This is a genomic window from Pseudomonas sp. Irchel s3f7, assembly GCF_900187615.1.
Lineage (GTDB): Bacteria > Pseudomonadota > Gammaproteobacteria > Pseudomonadales > Pseudomonadaceae > Aquipseudomonas.
Window position 1 is genome coordinate 35,916 of sequence record NZ_FYDO01000029.1, and the last position, 20,156, is coordinate 56,071.

20 protein-coding genes and 1 tRNA gene are annotated in these 20,156 nt (G+C 59.5%); 13 read left to right on the forward strand and 8 right to left on the reverse strand.

From position 1 onward, the window contains the following. The gene (upp, locus tag CKW19_RS22735; RefSeq protein ID WP_095059988.1) at window positions 1–639 is read left to right on the forward strand and encodes a uracil phosphoribosyltransferase; all 639 of its coding nucleotides are present in this window, start codon (window positions 1–3) and stop codon (window positions 637–639) included. A 2-nt stretch (window positions 640–641) separates the two neighbouring features. Further along, window positions 642–1,916, forward strand: a complete 1,275-nt coding sequence (locus tag CKW19_RS22740; RefSeq protein ID WP_095059990.1) for a uracil-xanthine permease family protein — start codon at window positions 642–644, stop codon at window positions 1,914–1,916. A gap of 140 nt (window positions 1,917–2,056) precedes the next feature. Here the strand turns inward: CKW19_RS22740 and hemH are convergent, their stop codons facing one another. Together hemH and CKW19_RS22750 are read right to left on the reverse strand one after the other, a co-directional pair. Then, the gene (gene hemH / locus CKW19_RS22745; protein WP_095059992.1) at window positions 2,057–3,079 is read right to left on the reverse strand and encodes a ferrochelatase; all 1,023 of its coding nucleotides are present in this window, start codon (window positions 3,077–3,079) and stop codon (window positions 2,057–2,059) included. Between the two features lie 13 nt (window positions 3,080–3,092). Continuing rightward, window positions 3,093–3,995, reverse strand: coding sequence for a TIGR01777 family oxidoreductase (locus CKW19_RS22750; RefSeq protein ID WP_095059993.1), 903 nt, complete (start codon window positions 3,993–3,995; stop codon window positions 3,093–3,095). Between the two features lie 196 nt (window positions 3,996–4,191). Here CKW19_RS22750 and CKW19_RS22755 point away from each other — a divergent pair, with 196 nt between their 5' ends. The 6 genes from CKW19_RS22755 (at window position 4,192) to CKW19_RS22780 (ending at window position 9,915) form a co-directional block, all read left to right on the forward strand. Further along, complete coding sequence (locus CKW19_RS22755; protein ID WP_095059995.1) at window positions 4,192–5,178, forward strand: NAD(P)/FAD-dependent oxidoreductase; 987 nt, start codon at window positions 4,192–4,194, stop codon at window positions 5,176–5,178. Window positions 5,179–5,297: 119 nt separating this feature from the next. Next, on the forward strand, window positions 5,298–6,257 hold the full coding sequence (locus CKW19_RS22760) for a DUF523 and DUF1722 domain-containing protein (RefSeq protein WP_095059997.1): 960 nt from the start codon (window positions 5,298–5,300) through the stop codon (window positions 6,255–6,257). Beyond that, entirely contained in the window at window positions 6,257–7,198 is a 942-nt protein-coding gene (locus CKW19_RS22765; RefSeq protein WP_095059999.1) for a MerR family transcriptional regulator, read from the forward strand. Before CKW19_RS22760 ends, CKW19_RS22765 begins: the two co-directional genes overlap by 1 nt. A 21-nt stretch (window positions 7,199–7,219) precedes the next feature. After that, the gene (gene phrB, locus CKW19_RS22770; protein ID WP_095060057.1) at window positions 7,220–8,674 is read left to right on the forward strand and encodes a deoxyribodipyrimidine photo-lyase; all 1,455 of its coding nucleotides are present in this window, start codon (window positions 7,220–7,222) and stop codon (window positions 8,672–8,674) included. Window positions 8,675–8,753: 79 nt separating this feature from the next. Further along, window positions 8,754–9,530 (forward strand): SDR family oxidoreductase, encoded by a 777-nt coding sequence (locus CKW19_RS22775; protein ID WP_095060001.1) that lies wholly within the window; start codon window positions 8,754–8,756, stop codon window positions 9,528–9,530. A 79-nt stretch (window positions 9,531–9,609) separates the two neighbouring features. Continuing rightward, complete coding sequence (locus CKW19_RS22780; RefSeq protein WP_056726267.1) at window positions 9,610–9,915, forward strand: YkgJ family cysteine cluster protein; 306 nt, start codon at window positions 9,610–9,612, stop codon at window positions 9,913–9,915. Window positions 9,916–10,057: 142 nt separating this feature from the next. On the opposite strand, the gene CKW19_RS22785 is transcribed toward CKW19_RS22780, so the two are convergent. The 6 genes from CKW19_RS22785 to hemA form a co-directional block, all read right to left on the reverse strand. Then, on the reverse strand, window positions 10,058–10,576 hold the full coding sequence (locus CKW19_RS22785) for an acyloxyacyl hydrolase (protein WP_095060003.1): 519 nt from the start codon (window positions 10,574–10,576) through the stop codon (window positions 10,058–10,060). Window positions 10,577–10,699: 123 nt separating this feature from the next. Further along, window positions 10,700–11,491: a glutamate racemase gene (gene murI / locus CKW19_RS22790; protein WP_095060005.1), complete on the reverse strand. Its 792-nt coding sequence runs from the start codon at window positions 11,489–11,491 to the stop codon at window positions 10,700–10,702. Then, entirely contained in the window at window positions 11,484–12,239 is a 756-nt protein-coding gene (locus CKW19_RS22795) for a molybdopterin-synthase adenylyltransferase MoeB (RefSeq protein ID WP_095060007.1), read from the reverse strand. Before CKW19_RS22795 ends, murI begins: the two co-directional genes overlap by 8 nt. Next, entirely contained in the window at window positions 12,233–13,063 is an 831-nt protein-coding gene (prmC, locus tag CKW19_RS22800) for a peptide chain release factor N(5)-glutamine methyltransferase (RefSeq protein ID WP_095060009.1), read from the reverse strand. The genes CKW19_RS22795 and prmC overlap by 7 nt, the downstream gene beginning before the upstream one ends. Continuing rightward, window positions 13,064–14,146, reverse strand: coding sequence for a peptide chain release factor 1 (prfA, locus tag CKW19_RS22805; protein WP_095060011.1), 1,083 nt, complete (start codon window positions 14,144–14,146; stop codon window positions 13,064–13,066). Next, window positions 14,143–15,432 carry a glutamyl-tRNA reductase gene (gene hemA, locus CKW19_RS22810; RefSeq protein ID WP_095060013.1) on the reverse strand — a complete coding sequence of 430 codons (1,290 nt, stop codon included), beginning with the start codon at window positions 15,430–15,432 and terminating at the stop codon, window positions 14,143–14,145. The genes prfA and hemA overlap by 4 nt, the downstream gene beginning before the upstream one ends. Window positions 15,433–15,755: 323 nt before the next feature. Between hemA and CKW19_RS22815 the strand changes: the two genes are divergently transcribed. From CKW19_RS22815 to CKW19_RS22835, 5 genes are all read left to right on the forward strand, one after another. Further along, window positions 15,756–17,480, forward strand: coding sequence for a tetratricopeptide repeat protein (locus tag CKW19_RS22815; protein WP_095060015.1), 1,725 nt, complete (start codon window positions 15,756–15,758; stop codon window positions 17,478–17,480). 4 nt (window positions 17,481–17,484) lie between these two features. Then, entirely contained in the window at window positions 17,485–18,102 is a 618-nt protein-coding gene (gene lolB, locus CKW19_RS22820; RefSeq protein WP_095060017.1) for a lipoprotein insertase outer membrane protein LolB, read from the forward strand. Window position 18,103: 1 nt separating this feature from the next. Then, window positions 18,104–18,955 carry a 4-(cytidine 5'-diphospho)-2-C-methyl-D-erythritol kinase gene (ispE, locus tag CKW19_RS22825; RefSeq protein WP_095060019.1) on the forward strand — a complete coding sequence of 284 codons (852 nt, stop codon included), beginning with the start codon at window positions 18,104–18,106 and terminating at the stop codon, window positions 18,953–18,955. Between the two features lie 36 nt (window positions 18,956–18,991). After that, window positions 18,992–19,066: transfer RNA gene (locus CKW19_RS22830), tRNA-Gln, on the forward strand. A 45-nt stretch (window positions 19,067–19,111) separates the two neighbouring features. Beyond that, window positions 19,112–20,053, forward strand: coding sequence for a ribose-phosphate pyrophosphokinase (locus CKW19_RS22835; RefSeq protein ID WP_003171603.1), 942 nt, complete (start codon window positions 19,112–19,114; stop codon window positions 20,051–20,053). The last annotated feature ends 103 nt before the right edge of the window (window positions 20,054–20,156 follow it).

Below are 20,156 nucleotides of genomic sequence, written 5' to 3' on the forward strand. Positions count from 1 at the left end.
ATGCCCATCCATGAGATCCGCCACCCGCTGATCCGTCATAAACTTGGCCTGATGCGCCGCGCAGACATCAGCACCAAGAATTTCCGTGAGCTCGCACAGGAAGTCGGCGCCCTGCTGACCTATGAAGCCACCAAAGACCTGCCGCTTGAGTCCTACGATATCGAAGGCTGGTGCGGCACCGTATCAGTCGAGAAAATCGCCGGCAAGAAAATCACTGTAGTCCCGATTTTGCGTGCCGGCATCGGCATGCTTGAAGGCGTGCTCAGCCTGATTCCGGGCGCCAAGGTCAGCGCCGTGGGTGTTGCCCGCAACGAAGAGACCCTGCAGGCCCACACCTACCTGGAAAAACTGGTCCCGGAAATCGACGAACGCCTGGCGATGATCATCGACCCGATGCTCGCGACCGGCAGCTCCATGGTTGCCACCATCGATCTGCTGAAAAAAGCCGGCTGCCGCGAGATCCGCGCCATGGTGTTGGTGGCGGCCCCAGAAGGTATCGCGGCGGTAGAGAAAGCTCACCCTGACGTGATCATCTACACCGCGTCCATCGACCAGAAACTCAACGAACACGGTTACATCATCCCTGGACTTGGCGATGCCGGCGACAAGATCTTCGGCACCAAGCAGAAGGACGCGTGACCATGCAGCAAGAGTTCAACGATCCGCTCTGGCGCACGGTGCTGTCGGGTGCACAGATGCTGTTCGTGGCCTTCGGCGCCTTGGTGTTGATGCCGCTGATTACCGGCCTTGACCCGAACGTGGCGCTGTTCACGGCCGGTTTGGGGACGATCCTCTTCCAGATCGTTACCGGACGCCAGGTGCCAGTATTCCTGGCATCGAGCTTTGCCTTCATCACCCCGATCATTCTCGCCAAGGGCCAGTTCGGCCTGGCCGCGACGATGGGCGGTGTGATGGCGGCAGGTTTCGTCTACACCTTCCTCGGCCTGGCCGTGAAGATCAAAGGCACCGGTTTCATCGATCGCCTGCTGCCACCCGTGGTGATTGGCCCGGTGATCATTTCGATCGGCCTGGCCATGGCACCGATTGCCGCCAACATGGCGATGGGCAAGGCCGGTGACGGTAGCGAGCTGATTCATTACCAGACGGCGATGATGATCTCGATGCCGGCGCTGCTGACCACCCTGATCGTCGCCGTGTTCGGTAAAGGCATTTTCCGCCTGGTGCCTATCATCTCCGGTGTGCTGGTCGGTTTTGGCATGGCGTTCTACTTCGGCGTGGTCGACACGGCGAAGATTGCCGCGGCACCGTGGTTCGCGATTCCGCATTTCACTGCGCCGGAATTCAACTGGCAGGCGATTCTGTTCATCGTGCCCGTGGCCCTGGCGCCGGCCATCGAGCACATCGGCGGTGTGATTGCCGTGGGCAGCGTGACCGGTCGCGATTACCTGAAGAAGCCCGGCCTGCACCGCACCTTGCTCGGCGATGGTATTGCCACCACCGCGGCAGGCCTGTTTGGCGGCCCACCCAACACCACCTACGCCGAAGTCACCGGCGCGGTGATGCTGACCAAGAACTACAACCCGAAAATCATGACCTGGGCAGCGATCTTCGCCATCAGCCTGGCGTTCGTCGGCAAATTCGGCGCACTGCTGCAGAGCATCCCGGTGCCGGTGATGGGCGGGATTCTGTGCCTGTTGTTCGGTTCGATTGCGGCGGTGGGCATGAACACGCTGATTCGCCACAAGATCGATCTGGGCGAGGCGCGCAATCTGGTGATTGTGTCGGTGACCCTGGTGTTCGGGATCGGCGGTGTGCTGATCGGCACCGGCACCGGCCCTGACGACTTCGGCCTCAAAGGCATCGCGCTGTGTGCGGTGGTGGCGATTGGTTTGAATCTTTTGTTGCCGGGCAATGACAGCTGGAAGCACAAGAAGGCGGATGAGCCGCTGATCTAAACATCACGCGATACATTTGTGGCGAGGGAGCTTGCTCCCGCTGGGTTGCGAAGCGACCCCAATTTTTCTGCAGGCAATGCAAATTTTGTGAGCGCTACGCGCTCAAGCGGGAGCAAGCTCCCTCGCCACAGGTTGCGGTTTTACAGCACCAACGGTGCTCGCTCGCACAACGTGCTCAACGCCTGCGCCCACTGCGGGTCATCATTGAGGCACGGTACCAGCACCAACTCCTCGCCTCCCGCTTCGCGGAACTGTTCCTTGCCGCGATCACCGATTTCTTCCAGTGTCTCGATGCAATCGGCGACGAACGCCGGGCACATCACCAGAATCTTTTTCACGCCGCTCTTGGCCAACTCATCAAGGCGCGCTTCGGTGTAGGGCTCGATCCATTTGGCCCGCCCCAGTCGCGACTGAAACGACACCGACCACTTACCGTCCGGCAAGCCCATCCGTTTGGCAAACCCCGCTGCGGTGCGCAAGCACTGGCCGCGATAGCAGGTGGCGACCACATCCGGTGGCGCACCCGCACAACAATCGCCGCCACCCTCGAAGCAATGACCCGGATTGAGCTTCTTCAGATGCCGCTCCGGCAAGCCGTGAAAGCTCAGCAGCAAGTGATCGAAATCCTGTTCCAGATGAGGTTTGGCCGAGGCCACCAGCGCATCGATGTATTCCGGCTGGTCGTAGAACGGTTGCAGCACCGACAGCTGCAAGTCGAGCTTGTGCTCCCGCAGAACGCGCTTCGCTTCTTCAATCACGGTGGTGGTGGTGCTGTCGGCGAACTGTGGATAAAGCGGCGCCAGGGTGATGCGCTTGTGGCCGGCGGCTGCCATGCGCACCAGCGTCGTCTCGATCGACGGTTCGCCGTAGCGCATCGCCAACTCGACCGGGCCGTGATGCCACTTGGCGGTCATCGCCTGCTGCAATCTGCGACTGAGAACGACCAACGGCGAGCCCTCGTCCCACCAGATCGATGCGTAGGCATGGGCCGACTGTTCGGGACGCTTGATCAGAATCAGTGACACCAGCAACCGTCGAACCGGCCATGGCAGGTCGATCACGTACGGATCCATCAGAAACTGATTGAGGTAGCTACGCACGTCCGCCACCGAGGTGGAGGCAGGTGAACCCAGATTGACCAGAAGCAACGCGTGATCGGTCATGCAACGTCCTATTTCAAAGGCGACTGGACAACTCGTCCAAAGCCGCACGCAAATCCGTGAACTGAAAAGTGAAACCCGCTTCCAACAGGCGAACCGGGGTGGCCCGCTGGCCACCCAGCAACAACGAAGACAACTCGCCCAGGCCGACCTTCAAGGCCAGGGTCGGCATCGGCATGAACACCGGGCGATGCAGCGCGCTGCCCAGTGTTTTGGCAAACTCGCGATTGCGCACGGGTTCGGGTGCGCACGCATTATAAGGACCGCTAGCGTCACTGCGATGCAGAAGAAAATCAATCAAGGCGATTTGATCGTTGATGTGAATCCACGGCATCCACTGCCGACCATTGCCAATCGGCCCTCCCAGGCCTAATTTGAAAGGCAGTATCAGCCGCGACAAAAAGCCGCCCTCAGCCGATAGAACCAGCCCGGTCCGGATAAGGATGACGCGAATGCCCAACGCTTCGGCCCGCTGCGCGGTTTCTTCCCAGGCGATGCATAACTGACTGGCGAAATCATCGATGACCGGAGGCGACTCCTCGGTCAACTCACGCTCGCCGCCGTCGCCATACCAACCGATTGCAGAACCGGAGATCAGCACCTGCGGTTTCTGCCCGCGGCTTTCCAGCCAGGCCAGCAAGCTTTCGGTCAGGGTGATGCGGCTGCTCCACAACAGGGTTTTGCGTTTGTGGGTCCAGAGCCGGTCGGCAATCGGTGCACCGGCAAGGTTGATAATCGCATCGACCGGTTCCTGCCCGATATCCTCCAGACGGGCGACTCCACGCACTTGAGGACCACAGATTTTCGCGACTTTTTCAGGTGTGCGACTCCAGACGGTCAGGCGATGTCCCTGACTCAACCAGCGTCGGCAAAGCTGACGTCCTATCAAACCAGTACCGCCGGTCAGCAATATGTGCATGACTTCTTCCTCGCGTGGCGTTTTACCTTGTCCATTAGTCTATTTTTATAAGCAGGGATCTTTGGTATCGAGCAGGCTCTATGTTTAACAATAGGCCAAGCTGTCAGAACGAGAACGCTAAAAGTTATACCAAAAAATAATATTGTACAGGTTTAAACCCCGGCGTAGTCTGTACAGAAAGGTAAACGAGGCCCCTATGACTGTACCTATCGCAATCATCGGCACCGGCATCGCCGGACTCTCCGCTGCCCAGGCCCTGACGGACCTTGGGTACGTGGTTCAACTGTTCGATAAAAGCCGCGGCAGCGGTGGACGCATGTCGAGCAAGCGCAGCGATGCGGGTGCCCTGGACATGGGCGCGCAATACTTCACTGCCCGCGATCGCCGCTTTGTCACGGAAGTGCAACGTTGGCAGGCCAACGGCTGGGTCGCCGAGTGGACGCCGCAGCTGTACACCTACCATGGCGGTCAACTCAACCTGTCACCGGACGAGCAGACACGCTGGGTTGGCACGCCACGCATGAGTGCGATCACCCGCGCCCTGCTCGGCGACCTTGAAGTGCATTTTGCCTGCCGGATCACCGAGGTTTATCGCGGTGAGGAACACTGGCACTTGCAGGACGCCGAAGGCTTTACCCACGGCCCATTTAGCCATGTCGTCGTCGCCACGCCTGCGCCACAAGCCACCGCCCTGCTGGCCTCCGCACCGAAACTCGCCGGTGCCGCCGCCGGGGTGAAAATGGACCCGACCTGGGCCATCGCACTGGCCTTTGAAACGCCGTTGGAAACCCCGATGGAAGGCTGCTTCGTACAAGACAGCCCACTCGATTGGCTGGCCCGCAACCGCAGCAAGCCCGGACGCGACAACACCCTCGACACGTGGGTCCTGCACGCCACCAGCGCCTGGAGCCGGCAGCACATCGACTTGTCCAAGGAAGCAGTGATCGAACAGTTGCACGGTGCATTCGCCGAACTGCTGCACGACTCCATGCCCGCACCAAGCTTCAGCCTCGCCCATCGCTGGCTCTACGCCCGCCCTGCCACCAGTCACGAATGGGGCACGCTGGCCGATGCCGATCTGGGGCTGTATGCCTGTGGCGACTGGTGCCTGTCCGGACGCGTCGAAGGTGCCTGGCTCAGTGGTCAGGAAGCCGCTCGCCGCTTGCATGAACATTTGCAGTAGGGAGCATCACACCGAAAAAACTTATACATAAAGTTTGACTTGTACAGCTTCGAATCTAAGATGAAGGTATGTTGTACAGACATAGAGCGTCTGTATAGGTTTAGATTCGAGGTGCTCCGATGCTGCCCACTCCCGCCAAACCGAAAATCGCCATCAGCGCTTGCCTGATGGGTTTCGACGTGCGCTACAACGGCGGGCACAAGGAGTCGCGGCTGTGCAGCCGCACGCTCGCGGAATATTTCGAGTTTGTCCCGGTCTGCCCGGAAGTCGCCATCGGCCTGGGCATTCCACGCCAACCGATCCGGCTGGTTGGCGATGCAACGCAACCCCAAGCCGTCGGCACACTTGATCACACCTTCAATGTCACGCAGCCGCTGGCCGACTATGGTCAGAAAATGGCGGGGGAACTGAGCGATGTCTGCGGTTACATCTTCATGCAGAAATCCCCGTCCTGCGGCCTGGAGCGGGTCAAGGTCTATCACGCCAACGGTGCGCCGCTGGATGGCGGTGGCCGGGGAATTTACGCCCAGGCGTTTTGCTTGCAGCACCCGGATCTGCCAGTGGAAGAGGACGGCCGACTCAACGATCCGGTGCTGCGGGAAAACTTTCTCACTCGAGTATTCGCTTACAACGCCTGGCAGCAGTTGCTGCAAGAAGGCCTGACCCGGCGCGCGCTCACGGAATTTCACTCACGCTACAAATACCTGCTGATGGCGCACAACCCGGTGCAATACAAAACCTTGGGCAATCTGCTCGGCACCATGGGCCATACCGATCCGCAAGAACTTGGCCCCCGCTATTTCAGCGAGCTGATGGCGGCCCTGAAAAAATGTGCCACACGCCGGACCCACACCAACGTGTTGCAACACCTCAGCGGCTATCTGAAGCGGGCCATCAGTGGCGAAGACAAACAAGAGATGCAACACCTGATCAGCCAGTATCACCAAGGCATCGTGCCTCTGGTGGTGCCGCTGACACTGCTCAAACATCACTTGCGCCAACACCCCGATCCCTACCTCGCGCAGCAGGTCTACCTGCAACCGCACCCCGAAAACCTCAGCCTGCGAAACGCCCTCTAATGAAAGCCCCGCTCGACACCAGCGCCAGCGAAGACTTCGGCGACGACTTTAAAAAAGCCTTGGATGAAGGCTGGCTGCCGATCCGTGAAGTGTCACGCCAGACCGGTGTCAATGCTGTGACCTTACGAGCCTGGGAACGGCGCTACGGCCTCATCGTGCCCCAACGCACACCCAAGGGGCACCGCCTGTTCTCTGCCGAACATGTGCAGCGTATCCAGGCCATTGTTACCTGGCTCAACCGTGGGGTGGCCGTCAGCCAGGTCAAGCAATTGCTCGATACGCCGCAGACGTTGAGCGAAGCCGTGGACAACGACTGGCACGCGCTGTTGCAGACGCTGGTGCACGCGGTCACCCGGCTCAACGAGCGCACCCTTGATGACACTGTTAATCAGGCAATGGCGCTGTATCCGCCGCGCACGTTATGTGAGCAACTGCTGATGCCGTTGCTGGTCGTTCTGGAGCAGCGCTGGCAAGGCCAGTTCGGTGAGCAGATGGAGCGCACGTTTTTTTGTTCCTGGCTCCGCAGCAAATTCGGCGCACGCATCTACCATAACAATCGTCAGTTGCGCACCGCGCCGCTGCTGCTGATCAATCAGTCTGACCTGCCGCTGGAACCGAACCTGTGGCTGACGGCCTGGTTGATCAGCAGCGTCGATTGCCCGGTGGAAGTATTCGACTGGCCGCTGCCGGTCGGTGAACTCGCCCTGGCGGTTGACCATCTGCAAGCCCGTGGCGTCCTGCTGTATTCCAGCAAGGCCATGAACCTGGGGCAGTTGCCGAAACTTTTCAAAGGTGTCGGCTGCCCAAAAATGATTGCCGGACCAACGGTGTGCATCCACCACGCCGAGTTGTCAGCAAGACTTACCGATATCGCTCATTTGTACCTGGCCGAAGATCCCTTGGCGGCACATCAGGTACTGGTTCAGCGTGGGTTGATTTAAATGAACAGCGTGAATAAGACGATGCAATTGATCTGGCTGCGCAGCGACTTGCGCCTGCATGACAACACCGCCCTCTCGGCCGCCGCCGCTCGCGGACCGAGTGTGGCGGTGTATCTGCTGAGTCCCCAGCAATGGCTGGAGCATGACGACGCCCCCTGCAAAGTGGATTTCTGGCTGCGCAATCTGGCGCAGTTGAGCCATGCACTGGGTCAACTGAATATCCCCCTGCTGATCCGCACCGCCCCGCGCTGGGATGAGGCGCCAGCGGTATTACTCGACTTGTGCCGTCAGTTGCAGATCGACGCACTGCACCTCAACGACGAATACGGCGTCCATGAAACCAGGCGGGATGCCGCGGTCGCCAGCGCCCTGAAAGCCGAAGGCATCGAAGTACACCGCTACCTCGATCAACTGCTGTTTCAGCCCGGCAGCGTACTGACCAAAACCGGCAGCTACTTTCAGGTCTTCAGCCAGTTCCGCAAAGTCTGTTATGAACGGCTGCATCATTCGCTGCCCCATCTCGTGCACGCGCCAAATGCACAAACGCCGCTGGACATCACCAGCGACGCTGTTCCCTCAACCATCACAGGATTCCCCACACCCAGCGCCAGCCTGCACAACCTGTGGCCCGCCGGTGAGACCGAAGCCCGCCGTCGCCTCGACATCTTTACCGATGCGCAGATCGATCACTACGAAAGCGAACGGGACTTCCCGGCGAAACCCGGCACCAGCCAACTCTCGCCCTACCTCGCCGCCGGAGTGATTTCTCCCCGCCAATGCCTGCACGCAGCACTGCAAAGCAATCGGGGTGAGTTTGAGAGCGGAAGTGCCGGTGCAGTGACCTGGATCAACGAACTGCTGTGGCGCGAGTTCTATAAACACATTCTGGTGGGTTATCCACGGGTTTCCCGACACCGGGCGTTTCGCCCCGAAACCGAAGCCCTGGCGTGGCGCGACGCCCCCGATGACCTCGCCGCCTGGCAAGAAGCACGTACCGGTCTGCCGATTATTGACGCCGCCATGCGCCAACTGCTGGAAACCGGCTGGATGCACAACCGACTGCGCATGGTGGTGGCAATGTTTCTGAGCAAAAACCTGTTGATCGACTGGCGTGAAGGCGAGCGCTTTTTCATGCGTCACCTGATCGATGGCGACCTGGCCGCGAACAATGGCGGCTGGCAGTGGAGTTCGTCCACTGGTACGGACTCAGCGCCTTACTTCCGGATTTTCAACCCGCTGAGCCAGTCGGAAAAATTCGATCCGCAGGGCGTGTTCATCAAGCACTGGCTGCCGGCGTTGGCTGATCTGAATAAAAAAGAGGTGCATAACCCTGCCAATGTTGGCGGTTTGTTCGGTGCGGTCGACTACCCGACACCCATCGTCGATTTGGGCGCTTCCCGCAACCGCGCACTGACCGCGTTCAAGAACCTGCCAGCACGAACACCGGTTACTGAACCGTTTGGGGAGCGCGCTTGAGTAATTCCCCGCGGCGATCCGTAGAGATGAGCAAAAAACAATTGGACTCGGCCGATGCCTGGCTGAACAGGAGATTGGGATGAGTCGTACACCTCCACGGCGATATTGGCTGACGGGCGCCAGCAACGGAATTGGCGCCGCACTGGCTGAGGAAATCTTGAAAACCGGCGCGCACCTGGCCTTCAGTTCACGCTCTGCAACATCGCTGAAAGTCATGTCGCAACGATATCCCGGACAAGTGCTGGCGCTGGCCGCAGATCTGACCAACAGTCAGACCGTGCGCGAGATCGGCGAGCAAATTGCCGAAGACTGGGGCTCGCTGGACACAGTCATCCTCAATGCCGGTACCTGCGAATATGTGGACGCCCGGCAGTTCGACGCGACAATCGTCGAGCATGTGGTAAGGACCAATCTGCTTGCCAGCAGCTATTGCATCGAAACCGCCTTGCCACTCTTGCGCGCCGGCACCGCCCCACATCTGGTGGCGATGGCCAGTGCCGTGACGTACCTGCCACTGCCCCGAGCCGAAGCAAATGGCACCTCGAAGGCAGGTTTACGTCACCTTTTTGAGTCCCGGCGCATTGATCTCGCCCCTGAAGGCATCGAAGTCACCGTGATCAACCCCGGATTCGTCGAACCATCGCAGACGGGTAAAAGTGACTTCTCCATGCCGCTCAGTTGGCCCGTGGAAAAAGCCGCGCGGCACATTCTCGAACAGCTCAAGGATCGCCCGCTGGAAATCACTTTTCCCGCGGCATTCATGGCGACTCTGTGGCCACTGTCCAGATTGCCTGACACGGTGAAACTGGACATCGGCAAGCGCATGGTGCGCAGCAACCCGCCGATCAAGGATTAGCGGCCGGGTCATCACTTGCGAAGTCGGCGTCCGTCAGAGCTTTCACACAGTTCAGGGGGACTGGCTTACACTGCGCGCCATGAAAACCATCCCCCACACGCAAATCGCGGAACCCGCGGTCACCTGCTCGACCTGCGCAGCCTGCTGCTGCCAGCTCGAAGTCATGTTGATCACCGACACGGGTGTGCCTGAACGGTTCATCGATACCGATGACTGGGGCGGGGAAGTCATGCTGCGTCTGGACGACGGCTGGTGCGCTGCGCTCGATCGCAACACGATGATGTGCACCATCTACGAAAAACGCCCGCTGATCTGCCGGGAATTCGAGATGGGTGCACCGGAATGCATTGAGGAACGCCAAGGAATTTCCACAGCGTATCGCTGAAAGCTCAGTCACAGCAGAACGATTGTAGGAGCGAGCTTGCTCGCGATAGCAATGCGTCAGTCAGCATCAATGCCGAATCTGAAATCGCCATCGCGAGCAAGCTCGTTCCTACAGGGGGTCATACCATTTTTTGGCCCGGTGCCTACAACGGCATCGTGTAATGCAATGCGTAACTTTCTACACCATCGTTCGGGGTCGTGAGCCCGGCGTTGGAATAGTGCGTCGCGCGCACCCCGACTTCGTGTCCACCCGCAAAGCGCAAGCCGACACCGAAGCGGTCTTCAAACTGGAAGGCGCTACCCAGATCGTTGCTTTCGACTTCAGTGCTGGCAAACGCCGCCACACCAATCCCAAACTCAATGTAGGGTTTGACGTTCTGTCCGGAAAATTCATAAATAAGCACAGGCGAGAACGAAAGGCTGTGGTTACTGGATGTCTCTTCACCGTCCCAATAGGTGTAGGCGCCGTCCCAATAACCGGTCAGACGACCCACGTCGCTCTGCCACCAGCTCTGATCCCAATCGAATTGCATCCCCAATCGATAGGTCATGGTCGACTCGCCGGTTTGCCCCACCGCAAACTCCACACCTGCCGCTTGAGCGGTAAAACTGTGCCCCATCAGTGCGGCCGCAATCGCGGCCAAGCAGAATAGTCGCCTCACTAGAAACTTCCTTTTCCGAACGATTTCGTATGGTTATTTTGTTGCCTGACCCTGCAAAGCTATAGAAGGCGGCGATTAATCAGAAGTTCATCCGACTTTTCGCATTCCCCCCCGGGAAACTTCCTACTTGTCGAAGCTTCGCACAATGCCGGACGTATTCCACAGTATCGGCAAGATATTTCTGAAATGTACCGGGTCGGCACTGGTCCAGAATTGCGCCTCGCGCGCAGGCCCGTCGGCAAGCAGTTCGCCTTCGGCCAGCAGACGCTGAAGCTGGCGCGCCACCGCAGCGCCAGTGTCGATCAGGCTGATGTCGGCGGGGATCATCTGCTTGAGCATCGGTTTCAGGAAGGGGTAATGGGTGCAACCAAGGATGAGCGTGTCAGCGCCGGCGGCGAGCAGCGGCTCGACGTATGAGGCCAGCAACTGGCGCAGCGCCGGACTGCGCAGGTCGCCATTTTCAATCAGCTCAACGAGCCCGGGGCACGGTTGGGTAATGACCCGAACATCGGTGGCAAAACGGTCGAGCAACGCGGCAAACTTTGCGCTTTGCAACGTCCCCGTGGTGGCCAGCACTCCGACCACGCCACTGCGGGTCGCGGCGGCGGCCGGCTTGACCGCCGGTTCCATACCGACGATGGGCCACTCGGGATAGTCGCGTCGCAAGTCGGCGACGCCGGCAACGGTTGCCGTGTTGCAGGCCAGCACCAAAGCCTTGGCACCCTGCTGCTGAAAAAATTCAGCCATCACGCTGCAACGCTGCCGGATGAATTCGGGGGTTTTTTCGCCGTAGGGAACGTTGCCGCAATCGGCGACGTACATCAGCGTTTCGTTGGGCAGCAAGCGCTGGATCTCGGCCAGCACCGAGAGCCCACCAACGCCGGAGTCGAACACGCCAATCGGCGCTTCACGCATGTTTCGACCCACAGACGCTACACCCCGGATCACGCTTGACCCGCAACTCACGGAAGCGTGTACCCAAAGCATCAATGAGCAACAGACGCCCCACCAACGGCTCGCCAAAACCGGCCAGCAACTTCAGTGCTTCAAGCGCTTGCAAACTGCCCACCAGCCCCACCAGAGGACCGACTACGCCGGCTTCGCTACAGGTCAATTCAGCTTCGCTGCCGTGCCCGTATAAACAGTGGTAGCACGGACTCTCGGGACGGCGCGGGTCGAACACCGAGAGTTGTCCTTCAAGACGAATCGCCGCGCCGCTGACCAGCGGTTTTACCGCGGCCACACAAGCGGCGTTGACCGCTTCGCGGGTGGAGAAATTGTCGGAACAGTCGATCACCAGATCCACCCCGGCCACGGCCGCGGCCAGCGAGTCTTCGTCGAGCGCCGTGCGATGGGCGATCAACCGGACCTCGGGATTGATCGCCGTCAGGCGCTTGATCGCCGAATCGACTTTGCTCAGGCCAACACTGTCGGTGTCGTGAATGATCTGGCGTTGCAGGTTGGTCAGGTCGACCGTGTCGAAGTCCGCCAGGTGCATTTCACCGATGCCCGCGGCGGCCAGGTACAACGCCACCGGCGCACCGAGACCACCGAGGCCGATGATCAACAGGCGGCTGTCTTTGAGCCGCAACTGGCCATCGATGTCGATGTGTTGCAGCAGAATCTGCCGGCTATAGCGAAGCAATTCCTGATCATTCAGCACGGCAGGCGCCCCAGACTGATGCGTTGATGACCGCCCAGATCGGTGCGGCTGTGGACTTCTTCAAACCCGCGGGCCAGTAGCAGATCGCGCACCGCTTCGGCTTGATCATAACCGTGTTCGAGCATCAGCCAGCCACCCGCCTCCAGATGATCCGGTGCCTGGGCGACGATCAGACGCAGATCGTCGAGCCCATCGACACCGGCCACCAGGGCGCTTTCCGGTTCGAAGCGTACATCGCCTTCCACCAGATGCGGATCGGTCGCCGCGATGTACGGCGGATTGCTGATGATCAGTTGAAAACGCTGACCCTCCAGCGCACTGAACCAGTGACTGCTGAGCACCGTGGCGTTGTTCAGGTGCAGGCGCTGGCGATTGCGTTCGGCCAGGGCCACGGCTTCCAGCACGCGATCCACTGCCGTGACTTTCCATGCCGGACGCTCACTGGCCAGGGCCAGGGCAATTGCACCACTGCCAGTGCCGAGATCGAGTACTTTGGTTGGCGTGGCAGGTAACAGTTCCAACGCGGCTTCCACCAGCAACTCGGTGTCGGGACGCGGAATCAGCGTGTGCGGCGCCACCTCCAGATCGAGCTTCCAGAAACCCTGCTGGCCGAGAATATAGGCCACCGGCTCACCGCCGCGACGGCGTTGCAGATACTCGGCAAACGTCTGCGCCGCCTCACTCGGCACGATGCGTTCCGGCCAGGTATGTAAGAAGCTTCGGGACTTGCCCAACGCCGCCGCCAGCAACAATTCGGCGTCCAGACGCGCCGTCGGCGAGTCGGGCAAATCGGCAGCGCGCAACAGACTGGCGATGATTGTCATTTACTCACCTATCGCCGCCAGTTGATCGGCCTGGTATTCGGCCAGCAACGGCTCGATCACCGCATCGACGCCACCGGCGAGGATTTCGTCGAGCGAATACAGCGTCAGGTTGACCCGATGGTCGGTCACCCGGCCCTGGGCAAAGTTGTAAGTGCGGATGCGTTCGGAGCGGTCGCCGGAACCCACCAGCAACTTGCGCTCGCTGGCAATTGCATTAGCCGCAGCGCTGGTCTGCTGGTCGTTGAGCTTGGCCGACAGCCAGGACATCGCGCGGGCGCGGTTCTTGTGCTGCGAACGCTCCTCCTGACATTCGACCACGATGCCGGACGGCAAGTGCGTGATACGGATCGCCGAATCGGTCTTGTTGACGTGCTGACCACCAGCACCGGACGAACGATAGGTATCGACCCGCAGGTCCGCCGGGTTGATCTCGATCGTTTCCTGCTCGTCCGGTTCGGGAAGTACCGCCACGGTGCAGGCCGAGGTGTGAATGCGACCTTGGGACTCGGTCGCCGGAACCCGCTGCACGCGGTGCGCGCCGGATTCGAACTTCAGCTTGCCGTAGACGTTGTCGCCTTCGACCCGGGCGATGACTTCTTTATAGCCACCGTGCTCACCCTCGTTTTCCGAGAGGATCTCCACTCGCCAGCCGCGACGCTCGGCGTAACGCGAATACATGCGGAACAGGTCGCCGGAGAAAATCGCCGCCTCGTCACCGCCGGTGCCGGCGCGGATTTCGAGGAACACGTTGCGCCCGTCGTTCGGATCCTTGGGCAACAGCATGCGTTGCAGGCTGGCTTCCAGTTCGACCAGGCGTTCCTTGGCTTCGCGAACTTCTTCCACGGCCATTTCACGCATGTCCGGGTCGCTGTCCTTGAGCAGTGCCTGGGCCCCTTCGAGGTCGCCCTGCACTTTGAGCAGCTGTTTATAGGTTTCGACGATCGGCTCGACTTCCGCATATTCCTTGGAATAGGTGCGGAATTTGTTCTGATCGGAAATGACCTCGCCATCGCCAAGCAGGGCGGTCAATTCCTCGAAACGGTCCTGGAGGATGTCCAGCTTATTGAGCAGTGACGCTTTCATTGCGGTTTCTTATCCGAAAAGCTATCCGATGAGCCCTCACCGAGGGCAAAGAGTTCCTGGGCCATCGCCAGCGCATCCAGGCGACCTTCGGCAGAGAGCTTTTTCAACTGCACGCTCGGAGCGTGCAACAGTTTGTTGGTCAGGCCACGCGCCAGTTGCACCAGCACGTCTTCGGCGCTGCTGCCGTTGGCCAGCAAGCGCTGGGCCTTCTGCAATTCTTCGTCGCGCAGGCGTTCGCTCTGTTGACGATAGGCCTTGAGCACGTCCACCGCCGCCAGTTCACGCAGGCGCACCATGAAATCTTCGGCACCGACCGAGACCATCTCTTCCGCTGCCTGGGCTGCACCCTGGCGGCTCTTGAGGTTCTCGGCGACCACTTCATGGAGATCGTCGACGCTATAGAGGTAAACGTCGTCCAACTCGCCGACTTCCGGCTCGATATCGCGCGGTACGGCAATGTCGACCATGAAGATCGGCTTGTGCTTGCGCAGCTTCAGCGCGCTTTCCACCGCGCCTTTGCCCAGGATCGGCAACTGACTGGCGGTGGAGCTGATGACGATGTCACTGCGTACCAGCTCCGCCGGAATGTCCGAGAGTAGCACCGCATGGGCGCCGAACTGTTCGGCCAGGATGCTGGCGCGCTCCAGGGTGCGGTTGGCGACGACAATGCGCTTCACACCCAGGTCATGCAGATGGCGGGCGACCAGCGTGATGGTCTCGCCCGCACCGATCAACAAGGCCTGGCTGCGTTGCAAATCGCTGAAAATCTGTTTCGCCAGGCTCACCGCAGCAAACGCCACGGACACCGGGTTCTCGCCGATGGCGGTGTCCGTGCGCACTTGCTTGGCCGCATTGAACGTCGCCTGGAACAATCGCCCGAGCAACGGCCCGACCGTACCGGCCTCACGGGCCACGGCATAGGCCGACTTCATCTGACCGAGAATCTGCGGCTCGCCCAACACCAGCGAATCGAGCCCGGAGGCGACCCGCATCATGTGACGAACTGCCGCATCGTCCTCGTGCACATAAGCGCTTTGGCGCAACTCTTCGAAGCTCAAATGATGATAATCGGCCAGCCAGCGCAGAACGACGTCCGCCGACAGGTGATCCTGTTCTATATAGAGTTCACTGCGATTGCAGGTGGAGAGGATCGCAGCTTCGCGGCTGTCGGTGAGTCGGCAGAGCTGCTGCAGGGCCTCCACCAGTTGCTCAGGGGTAAAAGCCACGCGCTCGCGGACGTCTACTGAAGCAGTCTTGTGGTTAATACCGAGTGCAAGGAAGGCCATTCAAAGTCGCTGATGGTGACGTGAAGCCGGCAATTGTCCTACTTCGACGGAAACAGAACAACTACTCGATCTCTATCGTCTTGGTAGACAACGTCGACGTTGCGAGCCGTTCTCGTTTACCCGAACGACAGGGCTTCTGTAGTGCTGCCGTAGGCTGCGATCTTTTGATCCTGATTTCGGCGTACTTGAAGACGCCAAAAGATCGCAGCCTACCGCAGCGCCTACATGGGACCTGTAACATCGGGAAAATGCCGGGGCGGTTATGTTTGGCCGAAAGCTTGTGTCATGATGATCCGACCGCAGGTTAGTCGTCCTCTTCCTATATGAATAGATCCTCCGCGTTGCTCCTCGCTCTTGTCTTCCTCAGCGGCTGCCAGGCCTTGGCTCCCGTTTCGTCCGACGGTACGCCGCCGGCTGAAGACAGCGCGCCGGCCCCTGAAAAGCCCAAGGTCTACAGCTCGTTCAGCGAAGACACCGTCTTCAGCCTGCTGAGCGCGGAGCTGGCTGGCCAGCGCAATCGTTTCGACATTGCCCTGGACAACTATGTGACCCAGGCCATCAAAACCCAGGATCCGGGCGTTTCCGAGCGGGCATTTCGCATTGCCGAGTACCTTGGCGCCGATCAGGCAGCCCTCGATACCGCGCTGATCTGGGCCAAAAACGCCCCGAACGACCTCGAGGCGCAACGCGCTGCGGCCGTACAACTGGCTCGCGCCGGGCGTTATGACGACTCCATGGTCTATATGGAGAAAGTCCTGCTGGGCAAGGGCGATACCCATTTCGACTTCCTCGCGCTTGCGGCGGCCGACACCGATCAGGATACCCGCACCGGTCTGAAGAACAGCTTCGACCGACTGCTGCTGCGTCATCCGAACAACAGCCAGCTGATTTTCGGCAAGGCCTTGCTGATGCAGCAAGATGGCGACGCCAAAGGCGCATTGACCCTGCTCGAAGACAACCCGCCGGACGATGGCGAAATCGCCCCGATCCTGCTGCGCGCACGCCTGCTGCAGACCATGGGTCGCGGCGACGAAGCCCTGCCGCTGCTGAAAAAAAGCATCAAGAAGTACCCGGACGACAAACGCTTGCGCCTGACTTACGCACGCATGCTGGTCGAACAGGACCGCATGGACGACGCCAAAGCCGAATTCTCCAGCCTGGTTCAGCAATACCCGGACGACGACGATTTGCGTTATTCGCTGGCGCTGGTTTGCCTCGAAGCCAAGGCATGGGAAGAAGCCAAAGGCTACCTGGAAGACTTGATTGCCCGGGACAGCCACGTCGACTCCGCACACCTGAACCTCGGTCGCATCGCTGAAGAGCGCAACGACCCGCAAGGTGCACTGATCGAGTACGACCAGGTCGGCCCGGGCAACGATTACCTGCCGGCACAATTGCGCCAGGCGGATATCCTGATGAACAACGGCAGGACCGCCGAAGCCCAACGCAAGCTGGCAGCGGAGCGCGACGAACAACCGGATTACGTGATCCAGTTGTACCTGATCGAAGCTGAAACCCTGTCCGCCAACAATCAGGGCGACAAGGCCTGGAACGTGTTGCAACAAGCCCTGGAGAAATACCCGGACGATTTGAATCTGCTCTATACCCGGGCCATGCAGGCGGAAAAACGCAACGACCTGGCGCAGATGGAAAAGGACCTGCGGCAGATCATCAAACGCGACCCGGACAACGCCATGGCGCTGAACGCTCTCGGTTACACCCTGTCTGACAGGACGACGCGTTACGCCGAAGCCAAGGCCCTGATCGAACAGGCCCACAAAATCAATCCCGAAGACCCGGCGGTCCTCGACAGCCTCGGCTGGGTCAATTTCCGCCTGGGCAATTACGACGAAGCCGAGCGCCTGTTACGCCAAGCGCTGGAGCGCTTCCCCGATCAGGAAGTCGCCGCTCACCTGGGTGAAGTCCTGTGGGCCAATGGCAAGCAACGCGAAGCCAAACAGGTCTGGAGCAAATTCCTCAAGGAACAACCCGACAGCCCAACCCTGCGCGGTACCATCAAGCGCCTGACCGGATCAGAGACTCTTTAAAATCATGTTTTTGCGCCACTTCATCGTTATCAGCTTCATCGCCCTGCTTGCCGGTTGCGCGGGTATCGGTCCACGCGAATCGGTCGAGGGTCACGGCGACCCGGCCCTTTGGCGCGAGCACAAACAGCAACTGACCAGCCTCGACGGCTGGCAGATCGACGGCAAGATCGGCATTCGCGCCCCCAAGGATTCAGGCAGCGGCACGCTGTTCTGGTTGCAGCGCCAGGATTACTACGACATCCGCCTCTCCGGCCCGCTGGGTCGCGGCGCGGCACGCCTGACCGGGCGCCCGGGAAAAGTGTCGCTGGAAGTCGCCAATCAGGGGCGCTACGAGGCGCCGAACCCGGAAATCCTGCTTGAAGAACAGATGGGCTGGAAATTGCCGGTGTCCAACCTGGCCTGGTGGGTGCGTGGGCTCCCCGCTCCCGACAGCAAAAGTCGCCTGACACTGGATGCCGACAGTCGCCTGGCCAGCCTCGAACAGGATGGCTGGAAGGTCCAATACACCTCGTACACGCAACAAAACGGTTTCTGGCTGCCCGAGCGCATCAAGCTGAGCGGCACCGACCTTGATGTCACGTTGGTGGTCAAGGTCTGGCAACCGCGCAAACTGGGGCAATGACATGCCGGCCAACCGCCTGACCCTGCCCTCCCCGGCCAAACTCAATTTGATGCTGCACATTCTCGGTCGCCGTGAAGACGGCTACCACGAATTGCAGACAATGTTTCAGTTCCTCGATTACGGTGACGAAATCACCTACGCACGACGCGATGACGGTGTCATTCAACTGCACACCGAATTCGAGGGCGTCCCCCACGACAGCAACCTGATCGTCAAAGCGGCCAGACAACTTCAGGAACAATCCGGTTGCTCGCTGGGCGTCGACATCTGGATCGAGAAAATCCTGCCCATGGGCGGCGGCATCGGTGGCGGCAGTTCGAATGCGGCAACGACGCTGCTCGGACTCAATCATCTCTGGCACCTGGGCTGGGACGAGGACCGGCTGGCCGCACTGGGTTTGACACTGGGCGCCGACGTTCCGGTTTTCGTGCGTGGCCATGCGGCTTTCGCCGAAGGTGTTGGCGAGAAACTGACCCCTGTTGACCCGGAAGAACCGTGGTATCTCGTGCTCGTACCGCAAGTCTCTGTTAGTACGGCAGAAATTTTTTCAGATCCGTTGTTGACACGTAACACTCCTCCCATTAAAGTGCGCCCCGTTCCCAAGGGAAACAGTCGAAATGACTGCTTGCCGGTGGTAACAAGGCGTTATCCAGAAGTACGTAACGCTTTGAATTTGTTAGGTAAATTTACCGAAGCAAAACTCACCGGAACTGGAAGTTGTGTGTTTGGGGGCTTCCCAAGCAAAGCTGAAGCTGATAAAGTCTCGGCCCTTCTTACAGAGACCCTTACAGGGTTTGTAGCAAAAGGAAGCAACGTTTCGATGTTGCATCGCAAGCTGCAAAGTCTGCTCTAAAGGAACCGATTACTGGGTAATCGTTGCAACAGATACAGGGGCGTCGCCAAGCGGTAAGGCAGCAGGTTTTGATCCTGCCATGCGTTGGTTCGAATCCAGCCGCCCCTGCCATTTTCTATACTCATCCAGGTTACCCTCAGCCTCTAGGTACTGCGCGTGTCCAAGATGATGGTCTTTACGGGGAACGCTAACCCCGATCTGGCTCGACGTGTCGTACGTCAGCTGCATATCCCTCTCGGTGACATCTCTGTCGGTAAGTTTTCCGACGGCGAAATCACAGCCGAGATCAATGAAAACGTCCGCGGTAAAGACGTCTTCATTATTCAGCCGACTTGCGCTCCGACCAACGATAACCTGATGGAACTGGTAGTGATGGCTGATGCCTTCCGCCGCTCCTCGGCTACTCGTATCACTGCTGTTATTCCTTACTTTGGTTATGCCCGTCAGGATCGCCGTCCGCGTTCCGCACGTGTGGCTATCAGCGCGAAAGTCGTTGCTGACATGCTTACCGTAGTCGGCATCGACCGTGTTCTCACGGTTGATCTGCATGCTGACCAAATCCAGGGTTTCTTCGATATTCCGGTAGATAACATCTACGGCTCCCCGGTTCTGGTGGATGACATTGAAGATCAGCGCTTCGAAAACCTGATGATCGTATCCCCGGACATTGGTGGCGTCGTGCGTGCACGTGCCGTTGCCAAATCCCTGGGCGTAGATCTCGGGATCATCGACAAACGCCGTGAGAAAGCCAATCACTCTGAAGTGATGCATATCATCGGTGATGTCGAAGGGCGTACCTGTATTCTGGTCGATGACATGGTCGATACCGCCGGCACTTTGTGCCACGCGGCAAAGGCCTTGAAAGAGCATGGCGCTGCCAAGGTTTTCGCTTACTGCACGCACCCTGTGCTGTCCGGTCGGGCGATCGAAAACATTGAAAATTCCGTGCTGGACGAGCTGGTGGTGACCAACACCATCCCGCTGTCCGCTGCAGCACAAGCCTGTGCGCGTATCCGCCAACTGGATATCGCACCGGTAGTTGCCGAGGCGGTCCGCCGCATCAGCAATGAAGAATCGATCAGTGCGATGTTCCGCTAAGGGCCCTGCCCTTCTCGAAATGTCTCGTTGACGAAAAGCGCCCCGCCCCGGCATTCCTGTCGGGGCGGGGCTTTTTTGCCCATATCGCCTTTAGCGCTGGTCG

Bases quoted from the DNA above. Each gene is read 5' to 3' on its own strand.
- upp (WP_095059988.1), top strand. From the start codon at position 1: ATGCCCATCCATGAGATCCGCCACCCGCTGATCCGTCATAAACTTGGC.
- CKW19_RS22740 (WP_095059990.1), top strand. From the start codon at position 642: ATGCAGCAAGAGTTCAACGATCCGCTCTGGCGCACGGTGCTGTCGGGT.
- hemH (WP_095059992.1), bottom strand. From the start codon at position 3,079: ATGACCGATCACGCGTTGCTTCTGGTCAATCTGGGTTCACCTGCCTCC.
- CKW19_RS22750 (WP_095059993.1), bottom strand. From the start codon at position 3,995: ATGCACATATTGCTGACCGGCGGTACTGGTTTGATAGGACGTCAGCTT.
- CKW19_RS22755 (WP_095059995.1), top strand. From the start codon at position 4,192: ATGACTGTACCTATCGCAATCATCGGCACCGGCATCGCCGGACTCTCC.
- CKW19_RS22760 (WP_095059997.1), top strand. From the start codon at position 5,298: ATGCTGCCCACTCCCGCCAAACCGAAAATCGCCATCAGCGCTTGCCTG.
- CKW19_RS22765 (WP_095059999.1), top strand. From the start codon at position 6,257: ATGAAAGCCCCGCTCGACACCAGCGCCAGCGAAGACTTCGGCGACGAC.
- phrB (WP_095060057.1), top strand. From the start codon at position 7,220: ATGCAATTGATCTGGCTGCGCAGCGACTTGCGCCTGCATGACAACACC.
- CKW19_RS22775 (WP_095060001.1), top strand. From the start codon at position 8,754: ATGAGTCGTACACCTCCACGGCGATATTGGCTGACGGGCGCCAGCAAC.
- CKW19_RS22780 (WP_056726267.1), top strand. From the start codon at position 9,610: ATGAAAACCATCCCCCACACGCAAATCGCGGAACCCGCGGTCACCTGC.
- murI (WP_095060005.1), bottom strand. From the start codon at position 11,491: ATGCGTGAAGCGCCGATTGGCGTGTTCGACTCCGGCGTTGGTGGGCTC.
- prmC (WP_095060009.1), bottom strand. From the start codon at position 13,063: ATGACAATCATCGCCAGTCTGTTGCGCGCTGCCGATTTGCCCGACTCG.
- prfA (WP_095060011.1), bottom strand. From the start codon at position 14,146: ATGAAAGCGTCACTGCTCAATAAGCTGGACATCCTCCAGGACCGTTTC.
- hemA (WP_095060013.1), bottom strand. From the start codon at position 15,432: ATGGCCTTCCTTGCACTCGGTATTAACCACAAGACTGCTTCAGTAGAC.
- CKW19_RS22815 (WP_095060015.1), top strand. From the start codon at position 15,756: ATGAATAGATCCTCCGCGTTGCTCCTCGCTCTTGTCTTCCTCAGCGGC.
- lolB (WP_095060017.1), top strand. From the start codon at position 17,485: ATGTTTTTGCGCCACTTCATCGTTATCAGCTTCATCGCCCTGCTTGCC.
- ispE (WP_095060019.1), top strand. From the start codon at position 18,104: ATGCCGGCCAACCGCCTGACCCTGCCCTCCCCGGCCAAACTCAATTTG.